The organism is Dactylosporangium sp. NPDC051541, from assembly GCF_044454505.1.
Classification (GTDB): domain Bacteria; phylum Actinomycetota; class Actinomycetes; order Mycobacteriales; family Micromonosporaceae; genus Dactylosporangium.
In genome coordinates this window covers 541888-564942 of sequence record NZ_JBITDU010000007.1, presented here as the reverse complement: position 1 = coordinate 564942, position 23055 = coordinate 541888, and the positions used below count along the sequence as shown (strand labels likewise).

The following is a 23055-nucleotide window of genomic DNA, read 5'->3' as shown; positions in this document are numbered from 1 at the left end:
TGACACCGGCTCTGGTGGACGATGGTCGGCATGGGATCGGGCGGCTGGCCGATCACCACCTGATGGGAGGGACTTCCATGGCCGGACGGTAGCGGCGGCGGCGGACGGCGGTCCTGGCGGTGTCCTCGGCGACGATCTCGGCGTCTCGGAAGGCGGGGATGCGCACCATGGCCTGGTAGAACCGGGTGGCGCCGCCGCAGGAGGCGTTGCCGAGGTCGCTGCCGCGGACCTCACCGTGGACGGCGGTGAGCTCGGGGTAGTACGGGTCGCCCCAGCGCAGGCCGGTCACCGTCTCGGGGCCGGCCCGGCGCTCGAAGCGGTCGCCCGACGGGAACAGGGTGCCGGGGCCGAGTCCGTGCGCATACTCCCACTCGTCCGGGGTGAGCAGGCGCCGGCCGGTGGCGGCGAGGTCGGCCACGACCTCGGCGTGGGTGACGTGGACGGCGAGCCAGGCCTGCCGGACCCGGCCCGCCGCGTCGAACTCGGCCCGCACGTGCGTGCTCCGGTCGTCGTCGGCGACGCACCTGTCGCCGTAGGTGCCGAGCACGCCGGGCTTCCACGGTGCGCGCGTGGCCAGGAAGGCGACGACGTCCGGGTGGTCGGGGGCGACCTCGAGCAGGCCGGCGGTCGCCGACTCGGCCGCGACGAGCAGGGTGGGCATCGAGGCGGTGCGCGGTGGGGTGAGCCGGGCGGACAGGTACGCGCGCAGGTCGCCGAGGTCGCCAGCGGCCGGTCGCCAGGGCGGCGGGGCGGGGGTCGGGCCGGTGGTGACGGCGGCCATCGGGAGGAGTTCGAGCTGGCCCGGCAGGACCGGCAGCGGGGTCCGCCACGGGTCCACGACGTCCCGGTCCTCGCCGTCGTCGTGCCCGCCGTCGTCAGCGTCGTCGGGATGGGGGCGGAGTGCGTCGTGGTCGCCCAGGAACGACGCCAGCTCGGCCTTCACCGGCTGGTAGCGGGTGGCGTCGTAGCCGAGCTCGGCGGCGCCGCCGGGCACGAGCGAATACACCTGGCCCGAGATCCGGAACCGGGCCAACCGCATCGGCTGGCCGGTCGAGTCGGGCCGCCCCAGCTCGACGTCGTCCGCGCCGACCGCCGCGGCAACGGCCCGGGCGTAACGGCCGGCCCGGTCCACGTCAAGCGAACGCCAGTCGTCCAGAGCGATCACGATGCCGCCCGCTGTTCATCGACGGCTCACCGGCCCACCGCTGCGGGCCGACCCGGGTTCCGCACGGCTTGGCACGTGCGACGATGCAGCGTACCTTCCGGGCCGGCGCCGTGCTGACCTGCGCGCTCCTCGGGCTCGTCGGCGTTCGCGGCGACGCTCACCGCGGAGGCGAAGGTGGTGTTCGCCCGGTCGCTGGCCGAGCCGCACCGCTGCTTCGGCCCGTAGCCGGCGCACGCGCGTTGGGAGGTAACGCCAGGGCCTCTCAACCGCGGGTGGCCGGCCGTAGTGTTGGCAGGTGGACAACCGGGATGCGGTGCGCGAATTCCTGGCCTCGCGGCGGGCGCGGATCACGCCGGAGCAGGCCGGGCTGCCCGACTACGGTGGGCGCCGGCGGGTGCCGGGGCTGCGCCGCGCCGAGGTCGCGCTGCTGGCCGGGGTCAGCCCCGACTACTACGTGCGGCTGGAGCGGGGCAACCTGTCCGGCGTGTCCGACAGTGTCCTGGAGGCCGTCGCCCGGGCCCTGCAGCTCGACGACGCCGAACGCTCCCACCTGCACGACCTCGCCCGCACCGCCAACGACAGCCCGCGGGCCCGCCGCCGCACCGTCCGCCACCAGGTCCGGCCGGCGATCCAGCAGCTCATCGACGCCATGACCGACGCGCCGACGTTCGTGCGCAACGGCCGCCTCGACGTGCTCGCCGCCAACCCGCTGGGTTTCGCGCTGTACTCCCCCGCGTTCGCGACCCCGCAACGCCCGCCGAACCTGGCCCGGTTCTGCTTCCTCGACCCGGCCGCCGGGGACTTCTACCCCAACTGGGACGACGCCGCCAACACCACCGTCGCGCTGCTGCGCACCGAGGCCGGCCGCGACCCCTACGACAAGGCCCTGACCGACCTGGTCGGCGAGCTCGTCACCCGCAGCGAGGACTTCCGCACCCGCTGGGCCGCGCACAACGTGCGGCTGCACCAGACCGGCGTGAAGCACTTCCACCACCCGGTCGTGGGCCGCCTGAGCCTGAGCTTCGAGGCGATGCCCCTGCCGGCCGACCCGGGCCTGACGATGACCGCCTACCACGCCGAGCCGGGCAGCCCGACCCACGACAGCCTCCGCCTCCTGGCCAGCTGGGCCAAGACCACGGTGTAGCGCGGCCCGCCGGCCGGGGGCTGCGGGCCGGACATCTCGGGTACCGTGGCTTCCCGTGATCGAGCCCGAGCCCGACGCCAGCGAGGACCTGGTCCGCGAATTGCTGCGGGAGCAGCACCCGGACCTGGCCGATCTGTCGATTCGCGAGGTGCCGGGCGGCTGGGGCAACCAGATGTGGCGCCTCGGCGACGACCTGGCGGTGCGGATGCAGCGGATGGACACCAGCCCCGATCCGCAGCTCAAGGAGCGTCGTTGGCTCCCGCTGCTGGCCGCACGCCTGCCGCTGCCGATCCCGACCCCGGTGCGCGGCGGCGCGCCGTCGGCGCGCTTCCCGAAGCTGTGGACGGTCATGACCTGGGTGCACGGCACGCCCCTGGATCACGGCTCGATCGTCCGCGGCGGCCATGCGGCCGACACGCTGGCGGCCTTCCTACGGGCGCTGCACGTGGAGGCCCCCGCCGACGCGCCCGGCGCCTCGGACTTCGGCACCCACCCCAAGGACTCCAGAGGCGGGTTCGAGCAGTTCCTGGCGGCCGTCGACCTGGACGGCTCCGGCTTCGCCGAAGATGACATCCAGGCGGTCTGGGACGACGCGGCCGCGACTCCCGAGTGGCCGGGGCCACGGGTCTGGGTGCACGGCGACCTGCACCCCGCGAACGTCGTCACCGCCGACGGCACACTGGCCGGCATCGTCGACTTCGGCGCGCTCCACGCCGGCGACCCGGCCTGGGACCTCGGGGCGGCCTGGCTGCTGCTGCCCGAGGGCGAGGCCGCGCGGTTCTTCGACCGCTACGCCCGGGCGGACGAGGCGACGGTCCGGCGAGCACGCGGGCTGGCCGCCATGAAGTGCCTGTTCCTGATCCTGATGGGCCAGAACGGAGACCGCGGCCGGCCGGGCGGCAAGCCGCACTGGGGCCCCATCGGGCGCACGGCCCTCGCTCGCGTCCTGAACGGCATGTGACGCGGCGCGCGCGGCGTTAGTTTCGAGCCTCCCGCATCAAGTCGAGCAGCGCGGGACCCTGTGCCGCCGATACCGCCGGCGAAGCCCGGCCCGCCGCCAGTAGTCCCCGATCCCGCGGCCACGGCACCGAGCCGCAGCACACCGGCAGGACGTCGTGAAACCAGGGCCGGCGGTGGTGGCGGCGCAGTCGTCGGTCAGCTCGGCCAGCCGCTCGTCGGTGAGCTCTTCGCCCACCGCGACGTCGCGGCGACGGCGTCGGCGTCGGCGTCGGCGTCGGCGTCGGCGAGTCATCGCAGCGCGAGCCAGCCGTGTTGCAGAAGGTCGAAAATGGCCTCGACCGCAGCGCGGCGGTCTGACCGGGTGCGGGTGAGGGCGGGGATCTCCAGCACGAACCGGGCGAGGGCTCGGCAGCTGATGTCGTCCTCGGGTGCGTCGACCGCTTCGGCGATGGCGGTGCTCAGGGTCTCGGTGTGCCGGGTCCACATGCGCTCCCAGTGCTGCCGCAGCGCCGGGGTCGACTCCACCAACCTCGTGAACTCGGCCAACTGCGGGTCGGCGGCCAGGGGGAGCCAGTTGGCCAGGACGTGCTCGCGCAGCGCGGCGATCACGGTCTGCTGGGGTGGACGCTCGCGGATCGCGGTGGCCAGCGCGGCGCCCTGGCCCTGTTCGCGGTCGAAGACGAGGGCCTCCTTGCCCGGGAAGTGCTTGAACAGGGTCGTGGTGGAGACGTCGGCGGCGTCGGCGATGTCGCGGATGCTGACCTGGTCGTAGCCCCGCTCCAGGAACAGGCGCAGCGCGGCGTCGGCGATCGCCTGACGCGTGGCGGCCTTCTTGCGGTCCCGGCGCCCGACGGCGGGCAAAGCCGGCGCGGCCGGCGCGGAGGCCTCCGTCGCCGGGGCGGACCGGGCGGGCGGCGCGGAAGACGACGCCGGCTGGACGTGCGGCGCGGAGGACGAAGCGGGCGCGGAAGACGACGCCAGCCGGGCGGACCGCGCGGACGACGACGCCTGCGGGGCGGGCGGCGCGGAAGACGACGCCGGCTGGACGTGCGGCGCGGAAGACGGGGCCAGCGCGGAAGACGCCGGCTGGGCGGACCGCGCGGAAGGCGACGCCTGCGGGGCGGGCGGCGCGGACGACGAAGCGGGCGCGGAAGGCGACGCCAGCCGGGCGGACGGCGCGGACGACGACGCCGGTGGGGCGGACGGCGGCGGGGTGGGGCGGGTCATGGGTGCAGCATAGCCTAAGGTTGCATGAGGCAATAAGTGGACTCGTTGCACTTTTGCACTGGATCTGCTTTTGTAGAGGTACACCCGAAGCAGGGATTTGGAATCATGGCCCGTATCAGCATCATCGGCGCCGGGCCGGGCGGGTTGACGTGCGCTCGGATTTTGCAGCGGCGTGGCATCGACGTCACCGTGTATGACGGCGAGCCCGGGCCCAAGGCCCGCAACCAAGGTGGCACCCTCGACCTGCGCGCCGACGACGGGCAGCTGGCCCTGCGCGAGGCCGGCCTGCTCGACGAGTTCTTCCGGCTCGCCCGGCCCGAAGGGCAGGAGATGCGGCAGCTGGACCGGCACGGCGCCGTGCTGTTCCACAGCGTCCCCGAGCCCGACGACCGCTTCAAGCCCGAGATCGACCGCGGGCAGCTGCGCGACCTGCTCCTCGAATCGCTCGCGCCCGGCACCGTGCGGTGGGGGCAGGCGCTGGACTCGGTGGAAAAAGGGAACCGATTGCACTTTTCAACCGGTGACGTTGTGGAGTGCGACCTCGTCGTCGGCGCGGACGGCGCGTTCTCGAAGGTCCGGCCGGCGGTTTCGGACGCCACCCCGCAGTACAGCGGCGTGACGTTCCTGGAGGCCCGCTTCGCCGACGCCGACCGCCGCCACCCCGACATCGCCGAGCTGGTCGGTGCGGGCAGCGCGGCCGCCGCCGACGGCGACCGCGGCCTGTTCGCCCAGCGCAACAGCGGCGGGCACATCCGCGTCTACATCATCCAGCGCGTCCCGGTCGACTGGCTCGGCCGAAGCGGCCTGAGCATCGACGACACCGCCGGCATCCGCGCCCGCCTGCTGGCCGCCTACACGCACTGGTCACCGCGCCTGCGGCGCATGATCACCGACAACGACGGCGACTACGTGCAACGCCCCATCTACGCCCTGCCGGTCCCCCACACCTGGGAGCACAACCCGGCCGTCACCCTCCTCGGCGACGCCGCCCACCTGATGCCCCCGCTCGGCGTCGGCGTCAACCTGGCGATGCTCGACGCCGCCGAGCTCGCCGTCGCCATAGCCGAGTCCGCCTCGATCGAGGCGGCCGTCCGCGCGTACGAGTCGACGATGTTCCCGCGCGCGGCCGAGATGCAGAAGGCCACCGAGGGCGGCGCCGAGTTCCTCCTGTCGGCCGAGGTCCCCGACTTCGGCTACGGCGAGAACGTCGACGAACAGGAGACGGCGTAACGGGTATCCGAGCGGGCGGTGGCGGCCCTTCTCCGGGCGTGAGCGTAGTGATGCCGGTGCTCGTGGCCGTCGGGCGCAACCCGGCAGTTCTGGTCCGCACGCCCGATGGTGGGGTGCCGGTGCGGCGGATCAACTGCCTGGACTACCCGGGTGGCCAGCACGACCCGGGTCGGCGCGAGGACGCGATGGCCGGCACGACCGTTTCACCGCAACATTGGCGCGGGGCTCGGGCCGGCCGCCGCGCTCGCCGCAGCCGCGCGGGGCATGCCCGGCCCGTTCGTCTGCTTCGGCGCGGCCGGACGACCCCGGGACGCCTTCTTGAGCCCCCACCGTGGACCCCGGTTCAGTCGATGCGGCGCAGGGCGGCGCGGAACCGGCGGGCGTTGTCGACGTATCGTTCGGCGTTGATCCGCAGGTGTTCGGCGTCGACCGGTTTGTCGACGACGCGGGCCGGCACGCCCAGGGCCATGGTCCCGGGCGGGACGACGAACCGCGGCGGGACGAGGGCGGCCGCGCCGACCTGGGCGCCGGCGCCGACGACGGCCCCGGACAGGACGGTGGCCTGGGAGCCGATCAAAGCGCCGTCCTCGATGACGCAGCCTTCGAGGTGGACCATGTGGCCGATGACGCAGCGGGCGCCGATCCGGGTGGCGTGCAGCTCGTTGGCGTGGATGACGCTGCCATCCTGGATGTTGGAGCCGGCGCCGACGACGATGTCGTTGCTGTCCCCGCGCAGGACGGCGGCCGGCCAGACCGACGCGTCCGCGCCCAGGGACACGCGGCCGATGATGATCGCGTCGGGGTGGACGTAGGCGGACGGGTCGATCGTCGGTTCATGCTCGCCCAGGGCGTAGATCGGCACGCACGGCTCCAGTGACTCGCTGCTGGTGGACGGTCCCGGTGCCACCATAGTGCTGATCACGCGGGTGGCCGCGGGGGCAGGCCGGCCACGAGGACGGCGCAGAGGTCGGCCAGGAGCGCCTCGCGGCCGGGGTCGTTCCACTCGGCGGCGTGGGCCGGGTGGTGGAAGGCCGCGGTGGCCGTGAACACCGTCCGGGCGGTGCCGGGGTCGCCGACGATCTGCTCCAGCTGGCCCAGCAGCGCCTCGACGTGCTCCGCGGCGACCGCGTTGTGCTCGCGGGCCAGGGCGCCGTAGGTGGCGAACAGCTCGGGGTCGTTCGCGGCCGCCGTGCGCTTGGCCGCGAACAGGGCGAAGATCCAGTCGCGCAGCCGTCCGGCCGGGTCGCGGCCGGTGTCGGCGGCGATGGCGGCCAGGTCGTCGTAGGCGCGGTGGAGCCAGCGTCTGGTGACGGCCTCGCGCAGGGCGGCCTTGGACGGGAAGTGGCGGTAGACGGCCGCGTGGCTGACGCCGAGAGCGCGGGCGACGTCCACGACGGTGGCCTTCGCGGGGCCGTATCGGCGCAGGACGTCCTCGGTGGCCAGCATGATGGTCTCGGCGTCGAGCACGGCGCGACTTTAACGTTCGCTGTCGAGCATCGCCATCTGCGGTGCGCCGTAGCGGGTGCCGGCGACGGCGTCGGCGGGGACGGCCGCTTCGATGGCTTCGATCGCCGCGGCGTCCAGGACGATGTCGGCCGCGTCCAGGGCGGCCGCGACCCGGCTGGGGCGGCTGGCGCCCACGAGCGCGACGATGTCGTCGGCTTGTGCGAGTACCCAGGCGATGGCCAGCTGGGCGATGGTGACGCCGAGGCCCTCGGCGATCGGGCGCAGGCGCTCGACCAGGGCGAGGTTCGCGGCCAGGTTGTCGCCGTGGAAGCGCGGCAGGTGGGCGATCTCCCCGCCGCCCGGGTAGGCGCCGGTGAGCAGGCCGTGGGAGAGCACGCCGTAGGCGGTGACGCCGATGCCGAGTTCGCGGCAGGTGGCCAGGATCTCCCGCTCGGGGCCGCGGCTGAACAGGGAGTATTCGATCTGCAGGTCGGCGATCGGGTGGACGGCGTGGGCGCGGCGGATCGTCTCCGGGCCGACCTCGGACAGCCCGACGTGCCGCACCCAGCCCGCCGCCACCATCTCCGCGGCGGCACCGATGGTGTCCTCGATCGGCACCGCCGGGTCCAGGCGGGCCGGTCGGTAGATGTCGATGTGGTCGGTGCCGAGCCGCTGCAGGGAGTAGGCGAGGGCGCTCTTCAGCGACGCCGGGCTCATGTTCATGCCCACGAACCGGCCGGCGGGGTCGCGCAGGCCGCCGAACTTGTCGCTGATGACGATCCGTTCGCGGTCGCCGGGGCGCAGGGCCTGGCGGATCAGCCACTCGTTGTGGCCGTTGCCGTAGAAGTCGCCGGTGTCCAGCAGGGTGATGCCGGCGTCGATCGCGGCCCGGACGGTGGCCACGCCGACGTCGTCACCGGCGTCGCTGGAGGACATCTGGTTGCAGCCGAGCCCGATCGCGGAAACCGTCGGTCCATGGGTGCCAAGCCGTCGCATGCCCGCGACGCTAGACCCGTTGGTTACAGATTACAAATTCTGTAACTCATAATGACCGGGCGCGCGCAGGGCGGTGGGGCCGTCGAGGGTGTCGGCGGCGAGGATGCCCGTCAGGACCGCTCGCGGTGGTCGACCAGGCGCTGGAGCTTGCCGGACGAGCGGGCCAGGGTCTCGGGCTCGACGACCACGACGTCGATGCTCGTGCCGATGGTGTCCTTGACGTGCCGGGCGACCTCGGCCCCGGCGGCCGGGCGGCGCTCGGCCGGGCAGTCGGGGCGCACCTCGACCTGGACCGTGAGGTGGTCCATCCGCCCGCGGGTGGTGAGCACCAGCTGGAAGTGCGGCGCCAGCCCGGGTGTGCGCAGGATGATCTCCTCGATCTGCGTCGGGAACAGGTTGACCCCGCGCAGGATGATCATGTCGTCGGAGCGGCCGGTGACCTTCTCCATGCGGCGCATTCCCGGCCGCGCCGTGCCCGGCAGCAGGCGGGTGAGGTCGCGCGTACGGTACCGGATGACGGGCATCGCCTCTTTGGTGAGCGACGTGAACACCAGCTCGCCGAGCTCGCCCTCGGGGAGCACGGCGCCGGTCTCCGGGTCGATGACCTCCGGGTAGAAGTGGTCCTCCCAGACGTGCAGCCCGTCCTTCGTCTCGACGCACTCCTGCGCGACCCCGGGCCCGATGACCTCCGACAGCCCGTAGATGTCGACCGCGTGGATCCCGGCCCGCTCCTCCATCTCGTGGCGCATCCGCTCGGTCCACGGCTCGGCCCCGAAGATCCCGATCTCGAGGCTCGCCGCGCGCGGATCGAGGCCCTGCTTCTCGAACTCGTCGATGATCGTGAGCATGTAGGACGGCGTCACCATGATGATCCGCGGCCGGAAGTCGGTGATCAGCTGCACCTGGCGCGGCGTCATCCCGCCCGACACCGGGATGACGGCGCACCCGAGCCGCTCGGCCCCGTAGTGCGCGCCCAGTCCCCCGGTGAACAGCCCGTAGCCGTACGCGTTGTGCAGCCGGTCCCCCGCGCGCCCGCCGGCGGCGCGGATGGACCTGGCCATGACGTCCGACCACACATCGAGATCATGTTGGGTGTACCCCACGACGGTCGGCCGGCCCGTAGTGCCGGACGAGGCGTGGACCCGCCGCAGCTCGCCCTCCGGCACCGCGAACATCCCGAACGGATAGTTGTCCCGCAGATCCTGCTTGCTCGTCGTCGGAAACCTGGCGAGATCAGCCAAGGAGCGACAATCATCCGGGTGTACTCCCGCCGCGTCGAACGCCCGCGTGTAGTGCGGCACGTGCGCATATGCGTGCCGCAGGCTCCACTGCAGCCGCCGCAGCTGCAACTCCCGCAGCTGCTCGGCCCCCATCCGCTCGGCGTCGTCGAGCAGCTCCGGCTCCGGCGCCCGCGCAGCCAACATGACACCCAGCCGACACCCGCGGTGATCCGGTGTCAAGTCGAACGGTCCTCACGTTGTCCACAACCCGTGGACGATCCTGTGGACATGTTGTGGAGCCGCAGGGCCGCCGTCAGCGGCCGGTTCGACGGGCGAACAGGACCGTGTCGTGGCGGTGATGGGTGCCGGGCGGGGCGGGGGCGGTACGCGGGCGGGTCTCGTCGGTGAGCACCGTCCAGCCGTCGCCCAGGAGCTTCGCCACGTCGGCCGGCTGGTAGTAGGTGGTGGGTGGCGGCTTGGCCAGGTCGGCGAGGTCGTGGCCGACGTAGAGGAGCAGGCCGCCCGGCGCGACCGCGTCGAGCAGGCCCCGCAGCGCGGCGTGGTCCGGTGTGACCGCGAGTGGGAAGTACTGCACGTTCACCAGGTCATAGGCCGCCGGCTCCGGCCGCGTCCGGCTCAGGTCGGCCTCCGTCCAGCGCACCCGGGCCGACGGGTCGGCCGCGGCGGCGCGGCGCAGCGCGGTCGGGGCGATGTCGACGGCCGTGACCTGCCAGCCGTTGCCGGCCAGCCAGAGCGCGTCGCCGCCCTCGCCGCAGCCCACGTCCAGCGCGCGGCCCGGTGGCCGGTCGGTGACCTCGGTGATAAGCACGCCGTTGGGGTTGCCGCTGAACAGCCGGTCCTGGGCGCGGTACCGGGCGTCCCACTCCTGTGCATCCATCGGCCCACCCTGCGGCAGTGCCGGCCGCGGCGGCCAGCGCCTTTGCCGCAACGGCAAAGGCCACGGGGCGTGTGACGCTGTAACTTTCCCGGTCAAGGGCAGGTCAGGGGCTGTTTCGGTAACGTGGGCGTTGCCGTGTGCGACGGGGCGATCTTAGCGTCGCAGCGCATGAGCCAACTGAGAAGGTTCGTCGCTACGGCGGCGATGGTCATCGCGGGCGTCGGGGTCGGCGCCACGATCGGCCCGGCGAATGCGCTGGCCGCCACCCCGGCCGCCAGCGTCGCCGCCGGCTACGCGCACACGTGCGCGATCGGCACCAACGCGGCCCTGTTCTGCTGGGGCAGCAACTGGAGCGGCGAGGTCGGCGACGGCAGCGGCACCGACAAGTCGACGCCCACCCGGATCGGCACCGGCACCAACTGGGCCACGATCGACGCCGGCAGCAGCCACACCTGCGCCACGAAAACCGACGGCACCCTGTGGTGCTGGGGCCGCAACTTCCGCGGCCAGCTCGGTGACGGCACCACCATCAACAAGACCACCCCGACCCAGGTCGGCACCGCCACGACCTGGTCCAAGGTGAGCGCCGGCGACGCGCACACGTGCGCCACCCGCACCGACGGCACCCTGTGGTGCTGGGGCTACAACCGGCTCGGCCAGGTCGGCAACGGCTCCGCGGCCTGGACCTTCACCACGCCGCAGCAGGTGGGTACCGCCACCACCTGGAACGGCGTCACCACCGGCTACGCACACACGTGCGCCACCCGCACCGACGGCACCGTCTGGTGCTGGGGCGACAGCTCGGCCGGCCAGCTCGGCCTGGGCAGCGTGGCCTACTCGACGACGCCGGCCCAGGTGGGTACCGCCAACACCTACAACGGCGTGGCCGCCGGCTACGCGCACACCTGCGCCACCCGGACCAACGGCACGCTGTGGTGCTGGGGCGAGAACGGCTACGGCCAGCTCGGCGTCAGCGGCGCCCTGCAGAGCGCCCCGATCCAGGTCGGCTCGGTCACCACCTGGAACAAGGTGAACACGGGCGTCGACACGACGTGCGGGTCGCGGACCGACGGCAGCCTGTGGTGCTGGGGCAACAACATCACCGCCCAGATCGGTGACGGCACGACGACGAACCGGTCCGCCCCGACCCGGGTCGGCACGCTGACGACCTGGTCGGCCGGCTTCGCGACCAGCTACCACACCTGCGGTGTCCGCACCGACAACAGCCTGTGGTGCTGGGGCAACAACGGCAATGCACAGCTGGGCGACGGTACCACCACCCAGCGCTCGGCCCCGGTCGCGGCGACGCTGCCGTAGCGGCCCTGGTCGCCCTCCGGTCACCGAACCTGGCGGAGGGCGACCACCCCGCCGACCACCGGGATCGCGGCCAGCAGCGTCGTGCGGCCCGAGCGGGTGAGGTGCCACGTGGCCCCGATGACCACGAGGTAGGCGCACCCGTGGATCGGGCCGAGCAGCGATGCGACCGCGGGGACGTGCGCGGTGGCCAGGTTGATGAGCAGCGCGAGCAGGGTGCACAGCTCGACGAGCGCCGCGGCGCGCAGCAGTCGCACGGTCACACCCCGGTCGTGGAGCCGGGCCGCACGATCATGAGGACCACGACGACCGCCCACAGCAGGTTGAACACCCCGGTGACCAGGCCGAGCCGGGACGGGTTCCCGGTGTCGGCGATCAGCCGGGCCTGCTGCGGCAGGATCACCAGGCCGAGCAGCGCGGCCGCGAGCCCGGTCAGGGCGATCGAGGCGAGCAGCCAGGCGTCGCCGAGCACCCCGAGGCTGCCGGCGGTGGCCAGCCCGAACACCGGCACGGCGAGGGCGATCAGGGAGTACACCCGGCAGATCCTGTGCAGCAGGCTCAGGGCGCGGCCGTCTCCGCGCCGGGCCACGGCCGGGAACATGCTGGCGGCCACCGTCACCGGCCCGATCGCGATGATCGCGGCGAGCACGTGGATGCTGAGAAGCGCTTTCGTCACGATGACCGAACCTAGGAAGGTTCCCGCCGCCGGGAAAGTGGCGGGAATGCCACATGTCAACGGATCCCGGCCAGCGCGGGTCTACGCTCGGCCGCATGCACGTCGTCGCGGTCCTCGCGCTGCCGGGTGTGGTGCCGTTCGACCTGGCCACCCCGCTCGAGGTGTTCGCCCGGGTCAGCCTCGAGGACGGCGCCAACCCGTACGAGGTCCGGGTCTGCGCGGCATCGGCGACCGTCGAAGCGGGCGCGTTCACCATCCGGGCGCCATGGGGCCTCGACGCCCTCGACGACGCCGACACCATCATCCTGCCGGGCTGCGCGGACGTGACGACGCCGATCGCCCCGGAGGTGATCGCGAGCCTGCGCGGGGCCGCCGAGCGGGGCGTGCGGATCGCCTCCATCTGCTCGGGCGCGTTCATCCTGGCCGCCACGGGCCTCCTGGACGGACTGCGAGCCACGACGCACTGGGTCGCCGCCGAATTACTTGCGCGGTGGTACCCCCAGATCACCGTCGACCCCGAAGTCCTCTACATCGACCATGGCCACCTCGCCACGTCCGCGGGCGCCGCCGCCGGCCTCGACCTCTGCCTGCACCTCATCCGCCGCGACTACGGCTCGGCCGCGGCCACCATGGCGGCGAAGCTGTCGGTCGTGCCGCTGGAGCGCGAGGGCGGCCAGGCCCAGTTCATCGTCCACGAGCAGCCGCCGGTGCCGCGCGGCGCCACGATGGAGCCCCTGCTGCGCTGGCTGGAGGAGTCGGTGGCGGAGGACCTCACCACCCGCAAGATCGCGGCCCACGCCGGCATGAGCATCCGCACCCTCAACCGCCGCTTCCGCGAACAGACCGGCACGACACCGCTGCAGTGGCTGCACCGGGCCAGGGTGCGGCGGGCACAGTACCTCCTCGAGTCGACAGCCGTGACCGTGGACCGCATCGGCGGCCAGGTCGGCTTCGGCTCCCCGACCGCGTTCCGCGACTGCTTCAAACGCGTCGTCGGCACCAGCCCCCAGGCCTACCGCCAGGCATTCCGCTCCGCACCCGCGGAGGCCTCAGGTGATCACCGGCCGACGCCGGAGTTGGACAGGCGGGCGGCGCGGCGGGTGAGGTAGCGCTGTTCGGGGAGGCTGGCCGTCATCCGGGCCGCGCGCAGGTAGCAGGCCCGGGCGGCCTCGTGGCGGCCGGCCTGTTCGAGCAGGTGGGCGCGGACGGCCTCCAGGCGATGGGTATGCGCGAGCCGGCCGTCGGCGTCCAGGGTGCCCAGCTCGGCCAGAGCCGCGGCGGGGCCGTGGACCATTGCCACGGCGACGGCCCGGCTGAGGGTGACGAGCGGCCCCGGGGCGACGCGGCCGAGGACGTCGTAGAGGGCGAGGATCTGCGGCCAGTCCGTGTCCGCGGCGGTGACGGCCTCGTCGTGCAGGGCGGCGATCGCGGCCTGGATCTGGTACTGCCCGATCGGGGTGGCACCGAGGACGGCGGCCAGCAGCGCCTGCCCCTCGGCGATGGCGACCCGGTCCCAGCGGCTGCGGTCCTGGTCGGCCAGGGGTATCAGCGAGCCGTCCGGCTCGGCGCGGGCGGTGCGGCGGGCGTCGGTCAGCAGCATCAGCGCGAGCAGCCCGGCGACCTCGCCGTCGGCCGGGAGCAAGCGGTGCAGGAGCCGGGCCAGCCGCACGGCCTCGGTGGCCAGGTCGGTGCGCTCCAGGTCGGTGTACCCCTCGTTGAACATGAGGTACAGGACGTGCAGGACCACGGGCAGGCGGGCCGGCCGGTCAAACCGTCCGCCGTCGTCGCGGATGCGCTGCTTGGCCCGGCTGATCCGCTGGGCCATCGTCGCTTCCGGGGTCAGGAAGGCCCTGGCCACCTGGGCCGTGGTGAGGCCGCCGACCGCCCGCAGGGTCAGCGCCAGTTGCGATGGCGGCGACAGGGCCGGGTGGCAGCACAGGAACAGCACGGCGAGGGTGTCGTCGGGGTGCGGCGGCGGCTCGGTGGTCGGGTCCAGCGCGGCCGTGACCTCCCGGCGGCGACGGGCGCCGTCGGCGCGCCAGTGGTCGACCAGGGCTCGGGTGGCCACGGTGTGCAGCCAGGACCGCGGCCGGTCCGGGACGCCCCGGTCCGGCCACTGCACGGCCGCGGCCAGCAGCGCCTCTTGCACGGCGTCCTCGCAGGCGTCGAACTGGCCGTGCCGCCGCACGAGCGCGCCGAGGACCTGCGGCGCCAGGTCGCACAGCAGGTCCTCGAGCGATTCCGGCACCGGTCAGTCCTGGGGCGGAGGTTCGTCCATGACCCGGCGGACCTCCATCGGGTACTCCGTGATCGCCACCACCCGCGCGGCGATCTCGGCCGCCCGCTCCGGCGTCGCCTCGACGATCCAGTAGCCGGCCAGCGACTCCTTGATCTCGGCGAACGGCCCGTCGGTCGCGGCCGGTGCGCCGTCGGCGAACCGGACGGTCGTCGCCCGGGTCGGGTCGGTCAGGTGGCGGCTCTCCACCACCTCGCCGGCCGCGCGCAGCTCCCGGTCCATCCGCATCATGTCCGTCTGCATGGCCGTGATCCACTCCGGGCTGCGGTCGGCCAGGCTGGCTCCCAGGCCGCCGAACATCATGAGCATGTACTTCATGCCGGTCCTTCCGTTCGTGCGCCCGCCGTCCGGGCGTCGGCGTCCAGTCGGAGCCGCGGATGCCGTCCTCGACATCCTGACGCAAGTATTTTCCGCGCAGTACCGTGGCTATCGTGTGCGTTTGCACGGGTCCGGCCGGGTGTGGTGGCCGCGGTGCTCGTCGCGATCGTTGTCGGGCTGGCCGGTAGCGGGCTGCTGGACCCGTGGTGGTCGGTGGTCGTCGACGACATCGGGCAGTTGGTGGCGGCGGTCGCGGCCGCGGTGGCCTGCTGGGGCACCGCCCGCCGGTATCGGGGCGGGCAGCGGTGGTGGCGGGTGTGGATGGGGGCCGCGGCCGGCGGGTGGGCGATCGGGCAGGTGATCTGGTCGTGGTACCAGCTGTTCCGCAGGGTCGGGCTGCCGTCGCCGTCGCCGGCCGACGCCGGGTACCTCGCGCTGCCCGTGTTCGTGATCCCGGCGCTCGTGGCGCTCGCCGACCGGTCGCCGCCGGGAATGACGCGGCGGGCCGTGACGGTCCTCGACGGGCTCATCATCGTGGGTGCGCTGTTCGTGCTGAGCTGGGGGACGGTGCTCGGGTCGGTCGCCCGGGACCGTGCGGCCGGGCCCGTCGCCTACGCGGTCGCCATCGCCTACCCGCTCAGTGACCTGCTGCTCACCGTCATCGTCATCCTGCTGCTGGCCGCGGCCTCGTCGCCGGCCAACCGGGCGCAGCTCATCCTGCTCGGCTGCGGGCTGTTCGCCCTGTCGCTGTCCGACAGCGTGTTCGCCTACCAGGTCTCCATCGGCGCCGACGGCATGCCGCCGCTCGCCGACGCCGGGTTCGTGGCCGGGTTCGCGCTGATCGCCGTGGCCGCGCTCACCCCGCCGGGTGAGACCCCCGCGCCGGCGGTGCGGCCCGAGGTCCACTGGGGACACCTGCTGCTGCCGTACTTCCCGGTCGTCGCGATGGGCGCGCTGCTGGTCGTGCGCCGAATCCTGCACGTGCCGAGCGACCCCGTCGTGGCCGCCGTGACGTCGGCCGTCATCGTGCTGGTCGTGCTCCGTCAGGCCGTCACCCTCGTGCAGGGCGCCAACCTGGTCGCGTCCCGGGCCCGGCTGGTCCTCGCCGCCGACCAGGGCCGCCGCCGGCTCGAACGCGACCTGCACGACGGCGTCCAGCAGCGGCTCATCAGCCTGGCCCTGGACGTCCGCCGGGCCGAGGCCGACGTGCCACCGGAGCTGGCCGCCCTGCGCCACCAGCTCTCGGCGATCGTGGCCGGCCTGAACGGGACGGCGGAGGAGGTGCGGGAGCTCTCGCGTGGAGTACACCCGGCGATCCTCACCGACGGCGGACTGCGACCCGCACTGCGCGCGCTGGCCCGCCGCAGCGCCGTGGCCGTGGACATCGACGTGCGGGTCGACGGGCGGCTCCCGGACGCCCTCGAGGTCGCCGCCTACTACGTGGTCGCCGAGGCCCTGACGAACGTCGCCAAACACGCCGCCGCCGAGGTCGCGACGGTCGGCGTGGAGGTGCACGACCGCGGCCTGTACCTCTGCGTGAGCGACGACGGCCACGGCGGCGCCGACCCGCGGCGCGGCACCGGCCTGACCGGCCTGCGCGACCGGGTGGAGGCCCTCGGCGGCACCCTCACCGTCGACAGCCCACCGGGCCGCGGCACCTGCCTGCACGCCGAACTCCCGCTCAGCGCGTAGACACGGCGCACGGTTCGGAAAAGTGTCGTACCCGGCCGATATTGTCCCAGGCGTGCGGGAGAACCTCGAAGACATCGTCGACGGCATCGCGGAGGTGGCGGACACCACCGCGTTGTGGGAGCTCGTAGATCGGCGCATGGCCGCCGGCGACTCGGCATTCGTCGCCGAGCTCGGGGTCCGGCTCTGGCGGCGATATTCGTCGGGCGGATTGTCGGCGCCGTGGCAGTATCGCAGCCTGTTCGATCGGATCCTTCGGGTGCTGACCCTCTCCGCCGGGGCGGTCGGGGACGCGGTGCGGCTGTTGTGGGCGGTCCAGGGTGGGCGGCCGGTGCGGTTCGGGGCGGCGCTGCTCGCGTCCGGGCATCCCGTCGGCGAGCTGCGGGCGGCGCTGGCGACGACCTCGCCGCCGGAGCTGCGCGCCTGCCTGCTGCACGAGCTGGTGCTGCGCGGAGCGGCCGTGGACGTCGAGTGGGGCGGGGAGCCGTGGTGGGGCGGGCATCCGCTCGCCTGGCTGCCGGTGTCGCTCACGCCGCTGGAGGGGCGGCCCGAGGTCAACCGCTACAGCCTCGGCGGCGGGGGCGGGGGCCGGCCGGCGGAGCGCACGGTGGCGATCGGCGGGGTGGGCGAGGCGGCCGCGGCCGAGGAGACGACGACCGAGCAGCTCGCCGCGGTCATCGGCGGCGCGGTGCAGAACTGGGCCAACGAATCGAACGGCCATATTTTCTCCCGGGTGTACTCGTTGAGCTCGGCCCTTCGCCCCGGCGCCGTCCTGGCCACGCTGCGCGGGCTGGAGCTCGAGTGCCTGCGCGGGCTGGACGGCGTCGGGGCGGGCACCGCCGAGAACGTGTGGGCGCAGCTGTTCGTCGCGGCGTCGTCGGGCGGGGCATACAACGCCGGGGAGTTCGGGGCATACGGGCGGCTGGCCGCGTGGCGTTCGGTGGCGGCGCTGGCCGGTGCGCCGCCGGCGGCTTCGGCCGCGGAGGTGGAGGAGGCGGTGCGGGCGTGCGCGTGGTACGGGTTCGCGGGGGCGAGCGAATGGTTCCAGCGGGTCGCGTGGGACATCGGCATCGCCGCCGTCACCGCCGACGGGCGGCGGCTCGCCCTGCTGGCCGCCACCGACACCGACTGACCTCGCCCCCCGCTCCGCGGCCCCCGCTTCGCGGCACCTCGCCTCGCCCCCGCAGCACCTCGCCCCTCGTCCCACGCGACGCCTCGCCCCTCGCCCCGCAGCACCTCGCCCCGCGCAGCACCTCGCCCCTCGTCCCACGCGGCACCTCGCACCTCGCCCCGCAGCACCTCGCCCCGCGCAGCACCTCGCCCCTCGTCCCACGCGGCACCTCGCACCTCGCCCCACGCGGCACCTCGCACCTCGCCCCACGCGACACCTCGCACCTCGCCCCGCAGCACCTCGCCCCACGCGGCGCCTCGCCCCACGCGGCGCCTCGCCCCTCGCCCCGCAGCACGCCCCTCGCCCCTCGCCCCTCGCCCCACGCGGCACCTCGCCCCACGCGGCACCTCGCCCCACGCGGCACCTCGCCTTGCGGCCCCCGGCCGGAGGCGTCGCCGGCCACGTGTAAGTGACGGCCGGCCGGCTCACGCTGAAGCGCTGAGCACGATGCTGCCGCCGCCGGAGTGGACGTCGATCTTGTGGGGGGCGGCGGTGTCGGTCGGGAGGTTGACGGTGGTGGTGCCGCCGTCGGCCTGGGCGTCGACGTTGTACTTGTCGCTCGGCAGGCGGAGGGTGACGTCGCCGCCGGCGCTGTCCACCTGGACGGAGTCGGGCGACTTCGCGAACGTCAGCTGGACGGTGCCGCCGCCGGTGCGGGCCGTGACCGTGGCGGGGGTGATGGCGGTCGCGTCGACGGCGCCGCCGCCGGACGTGAGGTGCAGTTCGCCGGCGAGGCCGGTGATGGAGATCGTGCCGCCGGCGCTGTCGAGGGTGGCCTGGACGGCGGCGGGGACCTCGAGGTGGTAGTCGACGCCGCAGTTGCCGTGGTGGCCCTGGCAGCCCGACGTGAACGTGAGGTCGGAGCCGGCCAGGTTGTGCTGCGGCGCCGGCTTCGGGCCCGTGTAGCAGACGGTTTCGGTGACGTGGACCGTGTCGCCGGTGCCGGCCGTGACCGTGATCCGGCCGCCGAGGCTGCTGACGGCCAGGGTGCCGACCGCGCCGGTGACGTCGTAGGTCCGGGTCGCGGTCTGCTGCTGCTCACTACAGGCGGCGAGGGACAGGAGCGCGACGGGCAGGAGCGCGACGGGCAGGAGGGCGACGGGCAGGAGGGCGACGGGCAGGAGGGCGACGGCGGGGCCGGTGAGGGCGGTGAACCGGGTGCGCATGGGGTGGCCTTTCACAAAAGGGCTGCTTACGGAAGGAGGAGGCCCCAGTACAGGGCCCACGGGAGGAACAGGACGCCGGCGGCGAGCAGGAAGCCCTGGCGCCACCGGTCGGCGGTGGACGTCCGCCAGGCGTGGACCGTCACGGCCGTGGCGATGACGGTGACCAGCGCGAAGGCCTGCAGCGCCAGCCAGAGCACCGGCCGGCCGCCGAGCACCGGGCCCGGCGAGATGCCCTGCCAGTCGGCGCTGTCGGCGACGGCGACGAAGTACGCGACGAAGCCGGCGACCGCGACGGCACCGGTGGCGGCCAGGAGGCGGGCCGGGCGGGCCGGGCGGGCGGCGGGGGCCGGACGGCGGCGGACCCGGCGGACGAGGGCGACGATCGGGTAGGACAGGAAGCCCACCAGGAGCGCGGCCAGGACGATCACCTGCGCCGGCCAGGACTCCCACCAGGCCGAGGGCGGCAGCGCCACGCTGGTCGCCGCCTGCGCCGGGGACGGGTCGATGCGCGGTGGCAGGGGCGCCCCGGCGCCGAGCGCGCGGACCCATTCGCCGACGATCTGGGGGTACCCCCGGAAAAGTTCGTTGGTGAACATGCCGGAGTCATCGAGGACTCGCAGTGTGTGTCCGGCGTCCGCGACGAACCGGACGCTCAGCGGCGAGCGGACCGTCTCGCGGAGGACGGCGGCGCTCTCGGCCGGCGGCACCTGCGTGTCGGCGGTGCCGTAGACGGCGAGGACCGGCTGGGTGACCGCCGACAGCGGCGGGCGCGGGTCGTGGCCGGCCTCGGCGAACAGCCCGGCGTCGGCGGCGAGCCGGTAGAACCGGTTGGACAGCGTGTCGGTGAGCGCACCGGACGTGACCCCGGCCGCGGCGAGTTTGTTGCGCATGTTCCAGTTCTGCACGCGCAGCGGGGACAGGCCCGGCGCGGAGGCGAGGACGAGGAAGGCGATGTCCTTCGACCGGCTCGCGGCGATGGGCATGACCCAGCCGCCCTCGCTGATCCCCCAGAGGCCGACGGTATCCGGCTGCACGCCGGGCTGGCGGCGCAGGGTCTGCGCGGCGGCGATGACGTCGTCGGCGAGCAGCGAGTACACCGGGTCGGCGAGCGGTCGCTTGTCGTAGGCGAGTACGGCGATGCCCTGGCGGGCGAAGACGATCGCCTCCGGGGTGACGCCGGCCCGCTTGCCGTTGCCGGAGCCGTGCACCAGGACCAGTCCCGGGAGGGGGCCGGGGGTGTCGCGCGGGGCGAAGACGGTGCCGGCGAGGGTCTTGCCGTCAGCGGTGGCGATGGCCACGTCGGTGGTGGTCAGGTCGGCCGGCACGGCGGGCGGTGCCGGTGCGGCGGCGGCCGGGGCGGCGGTCAGGGCCAGGGCGACGAGCGCCAGGCTCACGATTCGGGCGATGCGTGCGTTCACGCCACGATCATCGAAGAATCGACGGTTGCCGCCATCGCCGCCGCGAGTGGACCTGGATGGGCCGCGCGAGCGGCCCCGGTCTCACTCCGCGGAGGGAGGCGGCCCGCCGGCGACCACGAGGCCGGACTCGTAGGCGGCGACGACCGCCTGGGCCCGGTCCCGCAGGCCGAGCTTGGCCAGCACGCTGCTGACGTGCGTCTTCACCGTGTGCTCGCTGACCACGAGGGCGGCCGCGATCTCCGTGTTGGTCAGGCCGCGGCCGAGCAGTTCGAGGGTCTCGCGCTCGCGCGGGGTGAGCCGGTCCAGGCCGGGCCAGGCGGCGGTGGCCGGGGCCCGGCGGCGCACCGCGGTCTCGATCGGCCGGGTGGTGACGGACGGGGCGAGCAGCGACTCGCCGGCGGCGACGACCCGCACCGCGTGCACCAGCTCGGCCCGGCGGACGTCCTTGAGCAGGAAGCCGCTCGCCCCGGCGCGCAGCGCGTCATACACGTAGTCGTCCTGGCCGAACGTGGTCAGCATGAGCACCCGCACCGGTTCGCCGCTCAGCCGCCGGGTCGCCTCGATGCCGTCCATGCCCGGCATGCGGATGTCGAGCACCAGGACGTCGGGGGCGTGCGCGTGCACGGCCGCGATGGCCTCGGCGCCGTCGGCGGCCTCGGCGACGACCTCCATGTCGTCCTCGGCGTCGAGGATCATCGCGAAGGCGCCCCGGATGAGTTCCTGATCGTCGGCGATCACGACCCGGATGGTCATCGCGTCACCCCGTTCCCTTTCGTCAGCTCCGCCGCCGCGGCCGGCAGCCGGGCCGTGACCTGGAAGCCGCGGCCGCCGGGGCCCGGGCCGGCCTCGGCCGACCCGCCGCCGGACGCGGCCCGCTCCCGGATGCCGATGAGGCCGTGCCCCGGATTGCCGGCCCGGGGTCCGCGGCCGTCGTCGGTCACGGTGACGACGAGGTCACCGTCCGGCCAGTCGAGGGTCACCGTCACCGTCTCCGCTTCCGCGTGCTTGAGCACGTTGGTCAGCGCCTCCTGGACGATCCGGTACGCCGCGACCTCGGCGTCGGGCGCGACGGTGCCGGGCCGTCCGGAGACGGTCAGCGTGACCGCGGTGGTGCCGACCCGGGACACCTGGGCGACGAGGTCCGCGATGCCGGCGAGGGTCGGCTGCGGGGCGCGGTCGGCCGCACCGCCGTCGTCGAGGACGCCGAGGATGCGGCGCAGCTGCGCCATGGCGTCCCGGCCGGCCGTGGCGATCGCCGCGAACGCCGCCTCCGTCCGCTCCGGGCCCTGTCGCATCGCCACCGGCCCGGCCTCCGCCTGCGCGATCGTGATGCTCACCGCGTGGGCGAGGATGTCGTGCATGTCGCGGGCGATCCGGGACCGTTCCCGCTCGGCCTCCAGCTCCCGCTCCCGCTCGAGGTGCCGGGCCCGCTCCCGCAGCGTCCGCAGGTGCTCCTGGCGGTTGGCCCAGGCCCGGCCCATCACGTAGGCGGCCGTCCACAGCAGCGCGCCCCGGGCCGCGGTCTCGAACGAGCCGGTGAGCAGGAACGCGCCCCACGCGATGATCACGATGGCGCTGACCCGCTGCCAGCGCGGCGCCTGCGCGGCGACGGTGAACATGGCGATGAGCGCCCCGTACCAGAGGGGCTGGCGCGGCCCGTCCGGCACGAACGCGTAGGCCGCGGCGGCCAGCTCGCTCGCCATCAGCACGGCGAACGGCGCCCGGCGGCGCCAGATCACCGGCAGCGACACGGCGACGCAGACGAGGTACGCGGACAGGGGCCAGTCGCGGTCCGTGGACACGAACGGCGCCAGCTGCGCGATCAGGGTGGCGACGGCCAGTGCCGCGTCGACCACCGTCGGCGGCCGCGCGCGGGCCCACCGCACCACCCCGTCGTACCTGTTCATCAGGTGCCGGGCAGCTTCCGGTCCGCGCCCGACTCGGCCCCCGCGACCACGGTGGCCAGGGCGGCGCCGTCGGCGTTGGGGTCGGAGACGGACTCGTCCGGCTTCTCCTCCTCGGGCCCGGCGTCCGCCGGCGCGGGCCCGACGGCCGCCGCGAGCAGGGCCGAGTTGGGGATGTTCAGCGGCCCGTCCTCGGTCTCCAGGATCGTGTACAGCAGCCCGGCCGACACAATGACACCGATGTGCGGCCCGTTGATCGCGCCGGACAGGACCCGCACCTGCTGCCCCGGCACATACGGCCGCGCGAACAGCAGCACGAGCCCCGCGAACAGGTTGCCGAGCACCGGCTGCGCCGCGAGCCCGACGACGATACCCGTGATCGCCCCGCCGACGAGCAGCTGCCGCAGCTGTACCCCCAGCAGGTCACAGACCGTGAGCACCGCGATGAGATACCCGCCGAGGAGCACGAACAGGCGCAACGGCGTCCCGGCCGCGTTCCCGGCCCGCGCGACGGCGATCCGCTGCACCTCCCGCGCCGCCGTCCGGCTGGCCGCCACCCCGAACACCAGCGTGAGCAGCGCACACCCGTAGGCCAGCAGCCGGGTGCGCAGCGACTCCGCGTGCACCCCGCCGATGTCGTGCCCGGTCACGAGGAAGGCGAGCGCGAGGACGCCGTAGACGATGGTCCGCCGGAAATCGGGCCGCACACGCAGATCAATCGCCCGCAACGTGCCACCGTCGCCCTTGCGCCACCGGCCCACCCAGCTCATCGCCCACCTCCCGCCGGTTGATCACCCTACCGCTACCCCGAACCATC

Annotated in this window: 23 protein-coding genes; 7 read left to right on the top strand and 16 right to left on the bottom strand. The window is 74.0% G+C overall.

From position 1 onward, the window contains the following. Window positions 1–52: 52 nt before the first annotated feature. On the bottom strand, window positions 53–1165 hold the full coding sequence (locus ACIA8L_RS31725) for a hypothetical protein (RefSeq protein ID WP_395910262.1): 1113 nt from the start codon (window positions 1163–1165) through the stop codon (window positions 53–55). 295 nt (window positions 1166–1460) lie between these two features. Between ACIA8L_RS31725 and ACIA8L_RS31720 the strand changes: the two genes are divergently transcribed. Continuing rightward, window positions 1461–2309: a helix-turn-helix transcriptional regulator gene (locus ACIA8L_RS31720; RefSeq protein WP_395910261.1), complete on the top strand. Its 849-nt coding sequence runs from the start codon at window positions 1461–1463 to the stop codon at window positions 2307–2309. 55 nt (window positions 2310–2364) lie between these two features. Next, window positions 2365–3270 carry a phosphotransferase gene (locus ACIA8L_RS31715; RefSeq protein WP_395910260.1) on the top strand — a complete coding sequence of 302 codons (906 nt, stop codon included), beginning with the start codon at window positions 2365–2367 and terminating at the stop codon, window positions 3268–3270. A gap of 287 nt (window positions 3271–3557) precedes the next feature. On the opposite strand, the gene ACIA8L_RS31710 is transcribed toward ACIA8L_RS31715, so the two are convergent. Continuing rightward, a complete protein-coding gene (locus ACIA8L_RS31710) occupies window positions 3558–4496 on the bottom strand; it encodes a TetR/AcrR family transcriptional regulator (RefSeq protein ID WP_395910259.1) in 939 nt (312 codons plus the stop codon). A gap of 105 nt (window positions 4497–4601) precedes the next feature. Between ACIA8L_RS31710 and ACIA8L_RS31705 the strand changes: the two genes are divergently transcribed. Then, window positions 4602–5726: an FAD-dependent oxidoreductase gene (locus tag ACIA8L_RS31705; RefSeq protein ID WP_395910258.1), complete on the top strand. Its 1125-nt coding sequence runs from the start codon at window positions 4602–4604 to the stop codon at window positions 5724–5726. A gap of 343 nt (window positions 5727–6069) precedes the next feature. Here ACIA8L_RS31705 and ACIA8L_RS31700 read toward each other — a convergent pair whose 3' ends face one another. The 5 genes from ACIA8L_RS31700 to ACIA8L_RS31680 form a co-directional block, all read right to left on the bottom strand. Continuing rightward, window positions 6070–6588 carry a gamma carbonic anhydrase family protein gene (locus ACIA8L_RS31700; RefSeq protein ID WP_395910257.1) on the bottom strand — a complete coding sequence of 173 codons (519 nt, stop codon included), beginning with the start codon at window positions 6586–6588 and terminating at the stop codon, window positions 6070–6072. A 56-nt stretch (window positions 6589–6644) separates the two neighbouring features. Next, window positions 6645–7193 carry a TetR family transcriptional regulator gene (locus ACIA8L_RS31695; protein WP_395910256.1) on the bottom strand — a complete coding sequence of 183 codons (549 nt, stop codon included), beginning with the start codon at window positions 7191–7193 and terminating at the stop codon, window positions 6645–6647. Between the two features lie 9 nt (window positions 7194–7202). Next, the gene (locus tag ACIA8L_RS31690; RefSeq protein ID WP_395910255.1) at window positions 7203–8168 is read right to left on the bottom strand and encodes an aldo/keto reductase; all 966 of its coding nucleotides are present in this window, start codon (window positions 8166–8168) and stop codon (window positions 7203–7205) included. 110 nt (window positions 8169–8278) lie between these two features. Then, a complete protein-coding gene (gene paaK / locus ACIA8L_RS31685) occupies window positions 8279–9592 on the bottom strand; it encodes a phenylacetate--CoA ligase PaaK (RefSeq protein ID WP_395910254.1) in 1314 nt (437 codons plus the stop codon). Window positions 9593–9701: 109 nt separating this feature from the next. Further along, entirely contained in the window at window positions 9702–10286 is a 585-nt protein-coding gene (locus ACIA8L_RS31680) for a class I SAM-dependent methyltransferase (RefSeq protein WP_395910253.1), read from the bottom strand. A gap of 168 nt (window positions 10287–10454) precedes the next feature. Between ACIA8L_RS31680 and ACIA8L_RS31675 the strand changes: the two genes are divergently transcribed. Then, window positions 10455–11603 carry an RCC1 domain-containing protein gene (locus ACIA8L_RS31675; RefSeq protein WP_395910252.1) on the top strand — a complete coding sequence of 383 codons (1149 nt, stop codon included), beginning with the start codon at window positions 10455–10457 and terminating at the stop codon, window positions 11601–11603. Between the two features lie 20 nt (window positions 11604–11623). Here the strand turns inward: ACIA8L_RS31675 and ACIA8L_RS31670 are convergent, their stop codons facing one another. Both ACIA8L_RS31670 and ACIA8L_RS31665 read right to left on the bottom strand, forming a co-directional pair. After that, complete coding sequence (locus ACIA8L_RS31670; protein ID WP_395910251.1) at window positions 11624–11857, bottom strand: DUF3817 domain-containing protein; 234 nt, start codon at window positions 11855–11857, stop codon at window positions 11624–11626. Between the two features lie 2 nt (window positions 11858–11859). Then, the gene (locus tag ACIA8L_RS31665; RefSeq protein WP_395910250.1) at window positions 11860–12276 is read right to left on the bottom strand and encodes a hypothetical protein; all 417 of its coding nucleotides are present in this window, start codon (window positions 12274–12276) and stop codon (window positions 11860–11862) included. A 95-nt stretch (window positions 12277–12371) separates the two neighbouring features. Here ACIA8L_RS31665 and ACIA8L_RS31660 point away from each other — a divergent pair, with 95 nt between their 5' ends. After that, window positions 12372–13385 (top strand): GlxA family transcriptional regulator, encoded by a 1014-nt coding sequence (locus ACIA8L_RS31660; protein ID WP_395910249.1) that lies wholly within the window; start codon window positions 12372–12374, stop codon window positions 13383–13385. On the opposite strand, the gene ACIA8L_RS31655 is transcribed toward ACIA8L_RS31660, so the two are convergent. Further along, window positions 13334–14524 carry an RNA polymerase sigma factor gene (locus ACIA8L_RS31655; protein ID WP_395910248.1) on the bottom strand — a complete coding sequence of 397 codons (1191 nt, stop codon included), beginning with the start codon at window positions 14522–14524 and terminating at the stop codon, window positions 13334–13336. The genes ACIA8L_RS31660 and ACIA8L_RS31655 overlap by 52 nt on opposite strands. Before the next feature lie 3 nt (window positions 14525–14527). Beyond that, window positions 14528–14890: a YciI family protein gene (locus ACIA8L_RS31650; RefSeq protein WP_395910247.1), complete on the bottom strand. Its 363-nt coding sequence runs from the start codon at window positions 14888–14890 to the stop codon at window positions 14528–14530. Window positions 14891–15043: 153 nt separating this feature from the next. Here ACIA8L_RS31650 and ACIA8L_RS31645 point away from each other — a divergent pair, with 153 nt between their 5' ends. Continuing rightward, a complete protein-coding gene (locus ACIA8L_RS31645; protein WP_395910246.1) occupies window positions 15044–16582 on the top strand; it encodes a sensor histidine kinase in 1539 nt (512 codons plus the stop codon). A gap of 52 nt (window positions 16583–16634) precedes the next feature. Further along, entirely contained in the window at window positions 16635–17711 is a 1077-nt protein-coding gene (locus tag ACIA8L_RS31640; protein WP_395910245.1) for a DUF6183 family protein, read from the top strand. 464 nt (window positions 17712–18175) lie between these two features. Here ACIA8L_RS31640 and ACIA8L_RS31635 read toward each other — a convergent pair whose 3' ends face one another. The 5 genes from ACIA8L_RS31635 to ACIA8L_RS31615 all read right to left on the bottom strand — a co-directional run bounded on the left by ACIA8L_RS31635 (window position 18176) and on the right by ACIA8L_RS31615 (window position 23008). Then, complete coding sequence (locus ACIA8L_RS31635) at window positions 18176–18916, bottom strand: DUF4097 family beta strand repeat-containing protein (RefSeq protein WP_395910244.1); 741 nt, start codon at window positions 18914–18916, stop codon at window positions 18176–18178. Between the two features lie 26 nt (window positions 18917–18942). Then, a complete protein-coding gene (locus tag ACIA8L_RS31630; RefSeq protein ID WP_395910243.1) occupies window positions 18943–20334 on the bottom strand; it encodes an alpha/beta hydrolase family protein in 1392 nt (463 codons plus the stop codon). A gap of 81 nt (window positions 20335–20415) precedes the next feature. Beyond that, window positions 20416–21087 carry a response regulator gene (locus tag ACIA8L_RS31625; RefSeq protein ID WP_395910242.1) on the bottom strand — a complete coding sequence of 224 codons (672 nt, stop codon included), beginning with the start codon at window positions 21085–21087 and terminating at the stop codon, window positions 20416–20418. Next, window positions 21084–22241 carry a sensor histidine kinase gene (locus ACIA8L_RS31620; protein WP_395910241.1) on the bottom strand — a complete coding sequence of 386 codons (1158 nt, stop codon included), beginning with the start codon at window positions 22239–22241 and terminating at the stop codon, window positions 21084–21086. The genes ACIA8L_RS31625 and ACIA8L_RS31620 overlap by 4 nt, the downstream gene beginning before the upstream one ends. Beyond that, complete coding sequence (locus ACIA8L_RS31615; RefSeq protein WP_395910240.1) at window positions 22241–23008, bottom strand: mechanosensitive ion channel domain-containing protein; 768 nt, start codon at window positions 23006–23008, stop codon at window positions 22241–22243. Before ACIA8L_RS31615 ends, ACIA8L_RS31620 begins: the two co-directional genes overlap by 1 nt. Between the last annotated feature and the right edge of the window lie 47 nt (window positions 23009–23055).

What these genes read in the sequence shown, in the direction of transcription:
- ACIA8L_RS31710 (WP_395910259.1), bottom strand. Translation starts at nt 4,496, where the DNA reads ATGACCCGCCCCACCCCGCCGCCGTCCGCCCCACCGGCGTCGTCGTCC.
- ACIA8L_RS31705 (WP_395910258.1), top strand. Translation starts at nt 4,602, where the DNA reads ATGGCCCGTATCAGCATCATCGGCGCCGGGCCGGGCGGGTTGACGTGC.
- ACIA8L_RS31690 (WP_395910255.1), bottom strand. Translation starts at nt 8,168, where the DNA reads ATGCGACGGCTTGGCACCCATGGACCGACGGTTTCCGCGATCGGGCTC.
- paaK (WP_395910254.1), bottom strand. Translation starts at nt 9,592, where the DNA reads ATGTTGGCTGCGCGGGCGCCGGAGCCGGAGCTGCTCGACGACGCCGAG.
- ACIA8L_RS31680 (WP_395910253.1), bottom strand. Translation starts at nt 10,286, where the DNA reads ATGGATGCACAGGAGTGGGACGCCCGGTACCGCGCCCAGGACCGGCTG.
- ACIA8L_RS31675 (WP_395910252.1), top strand. Translation starts at nt 10,455, where the DNA reads ATGAGCCAACTGAGAAGGTTCGTCGCTACGGCGGCGATGGTCATCGCG.
- ACIA8L_RS31660 (WP_395910249.1), top strand. Translation starts at nt 12,372, where the DNA reads ATGCACGTCGTCGCGGTCCTCGCGCTGCCGGGTGTGGTGCCGTTCGAC.
- ACIA8L_RS31650 (WP_395910247.1), bottom strand. Translation starts at nt 14,890, where the DNA reads ATGAAGTACATGCTCATGATGTTCGGCGGCCTGGGAGCCAGCCTGGCC.
- ACIA8L_RS31635 (WP_395910244.1), bottom strand. Translation starts at nt 18,916, where the DNA reads ATGCGCACCCGGTTCACCGCCCTCACCGGCCCCGCCGTCGCCCTCCTG.
- ACIA8L_RS31625 (WP_395910242.1), bottom strand. Translation starts at nt 21,087, where the DNA reads ATGACCATCCGGGTCGTGATCGCCGACGATCAGGAACTCATCCGGGGC.
- ACIA8L_RS31620 (WP_395910241.1), bottom strand. Translation starts at nt 22,241, where the DNA reads ATGAACAGGTACGACGGGGTGGTGCGGTGGGCCCGCGCGCGGCCGCCG.
- ACIA8L_RS31615 (WP_395910240.1), bottom strand. Translation starts at nt 23,008, where the DNA reads ATGAGCTGGGTGGGCCGGTGGCGCAAGGGCGACGGTGGCACGTTGCGG.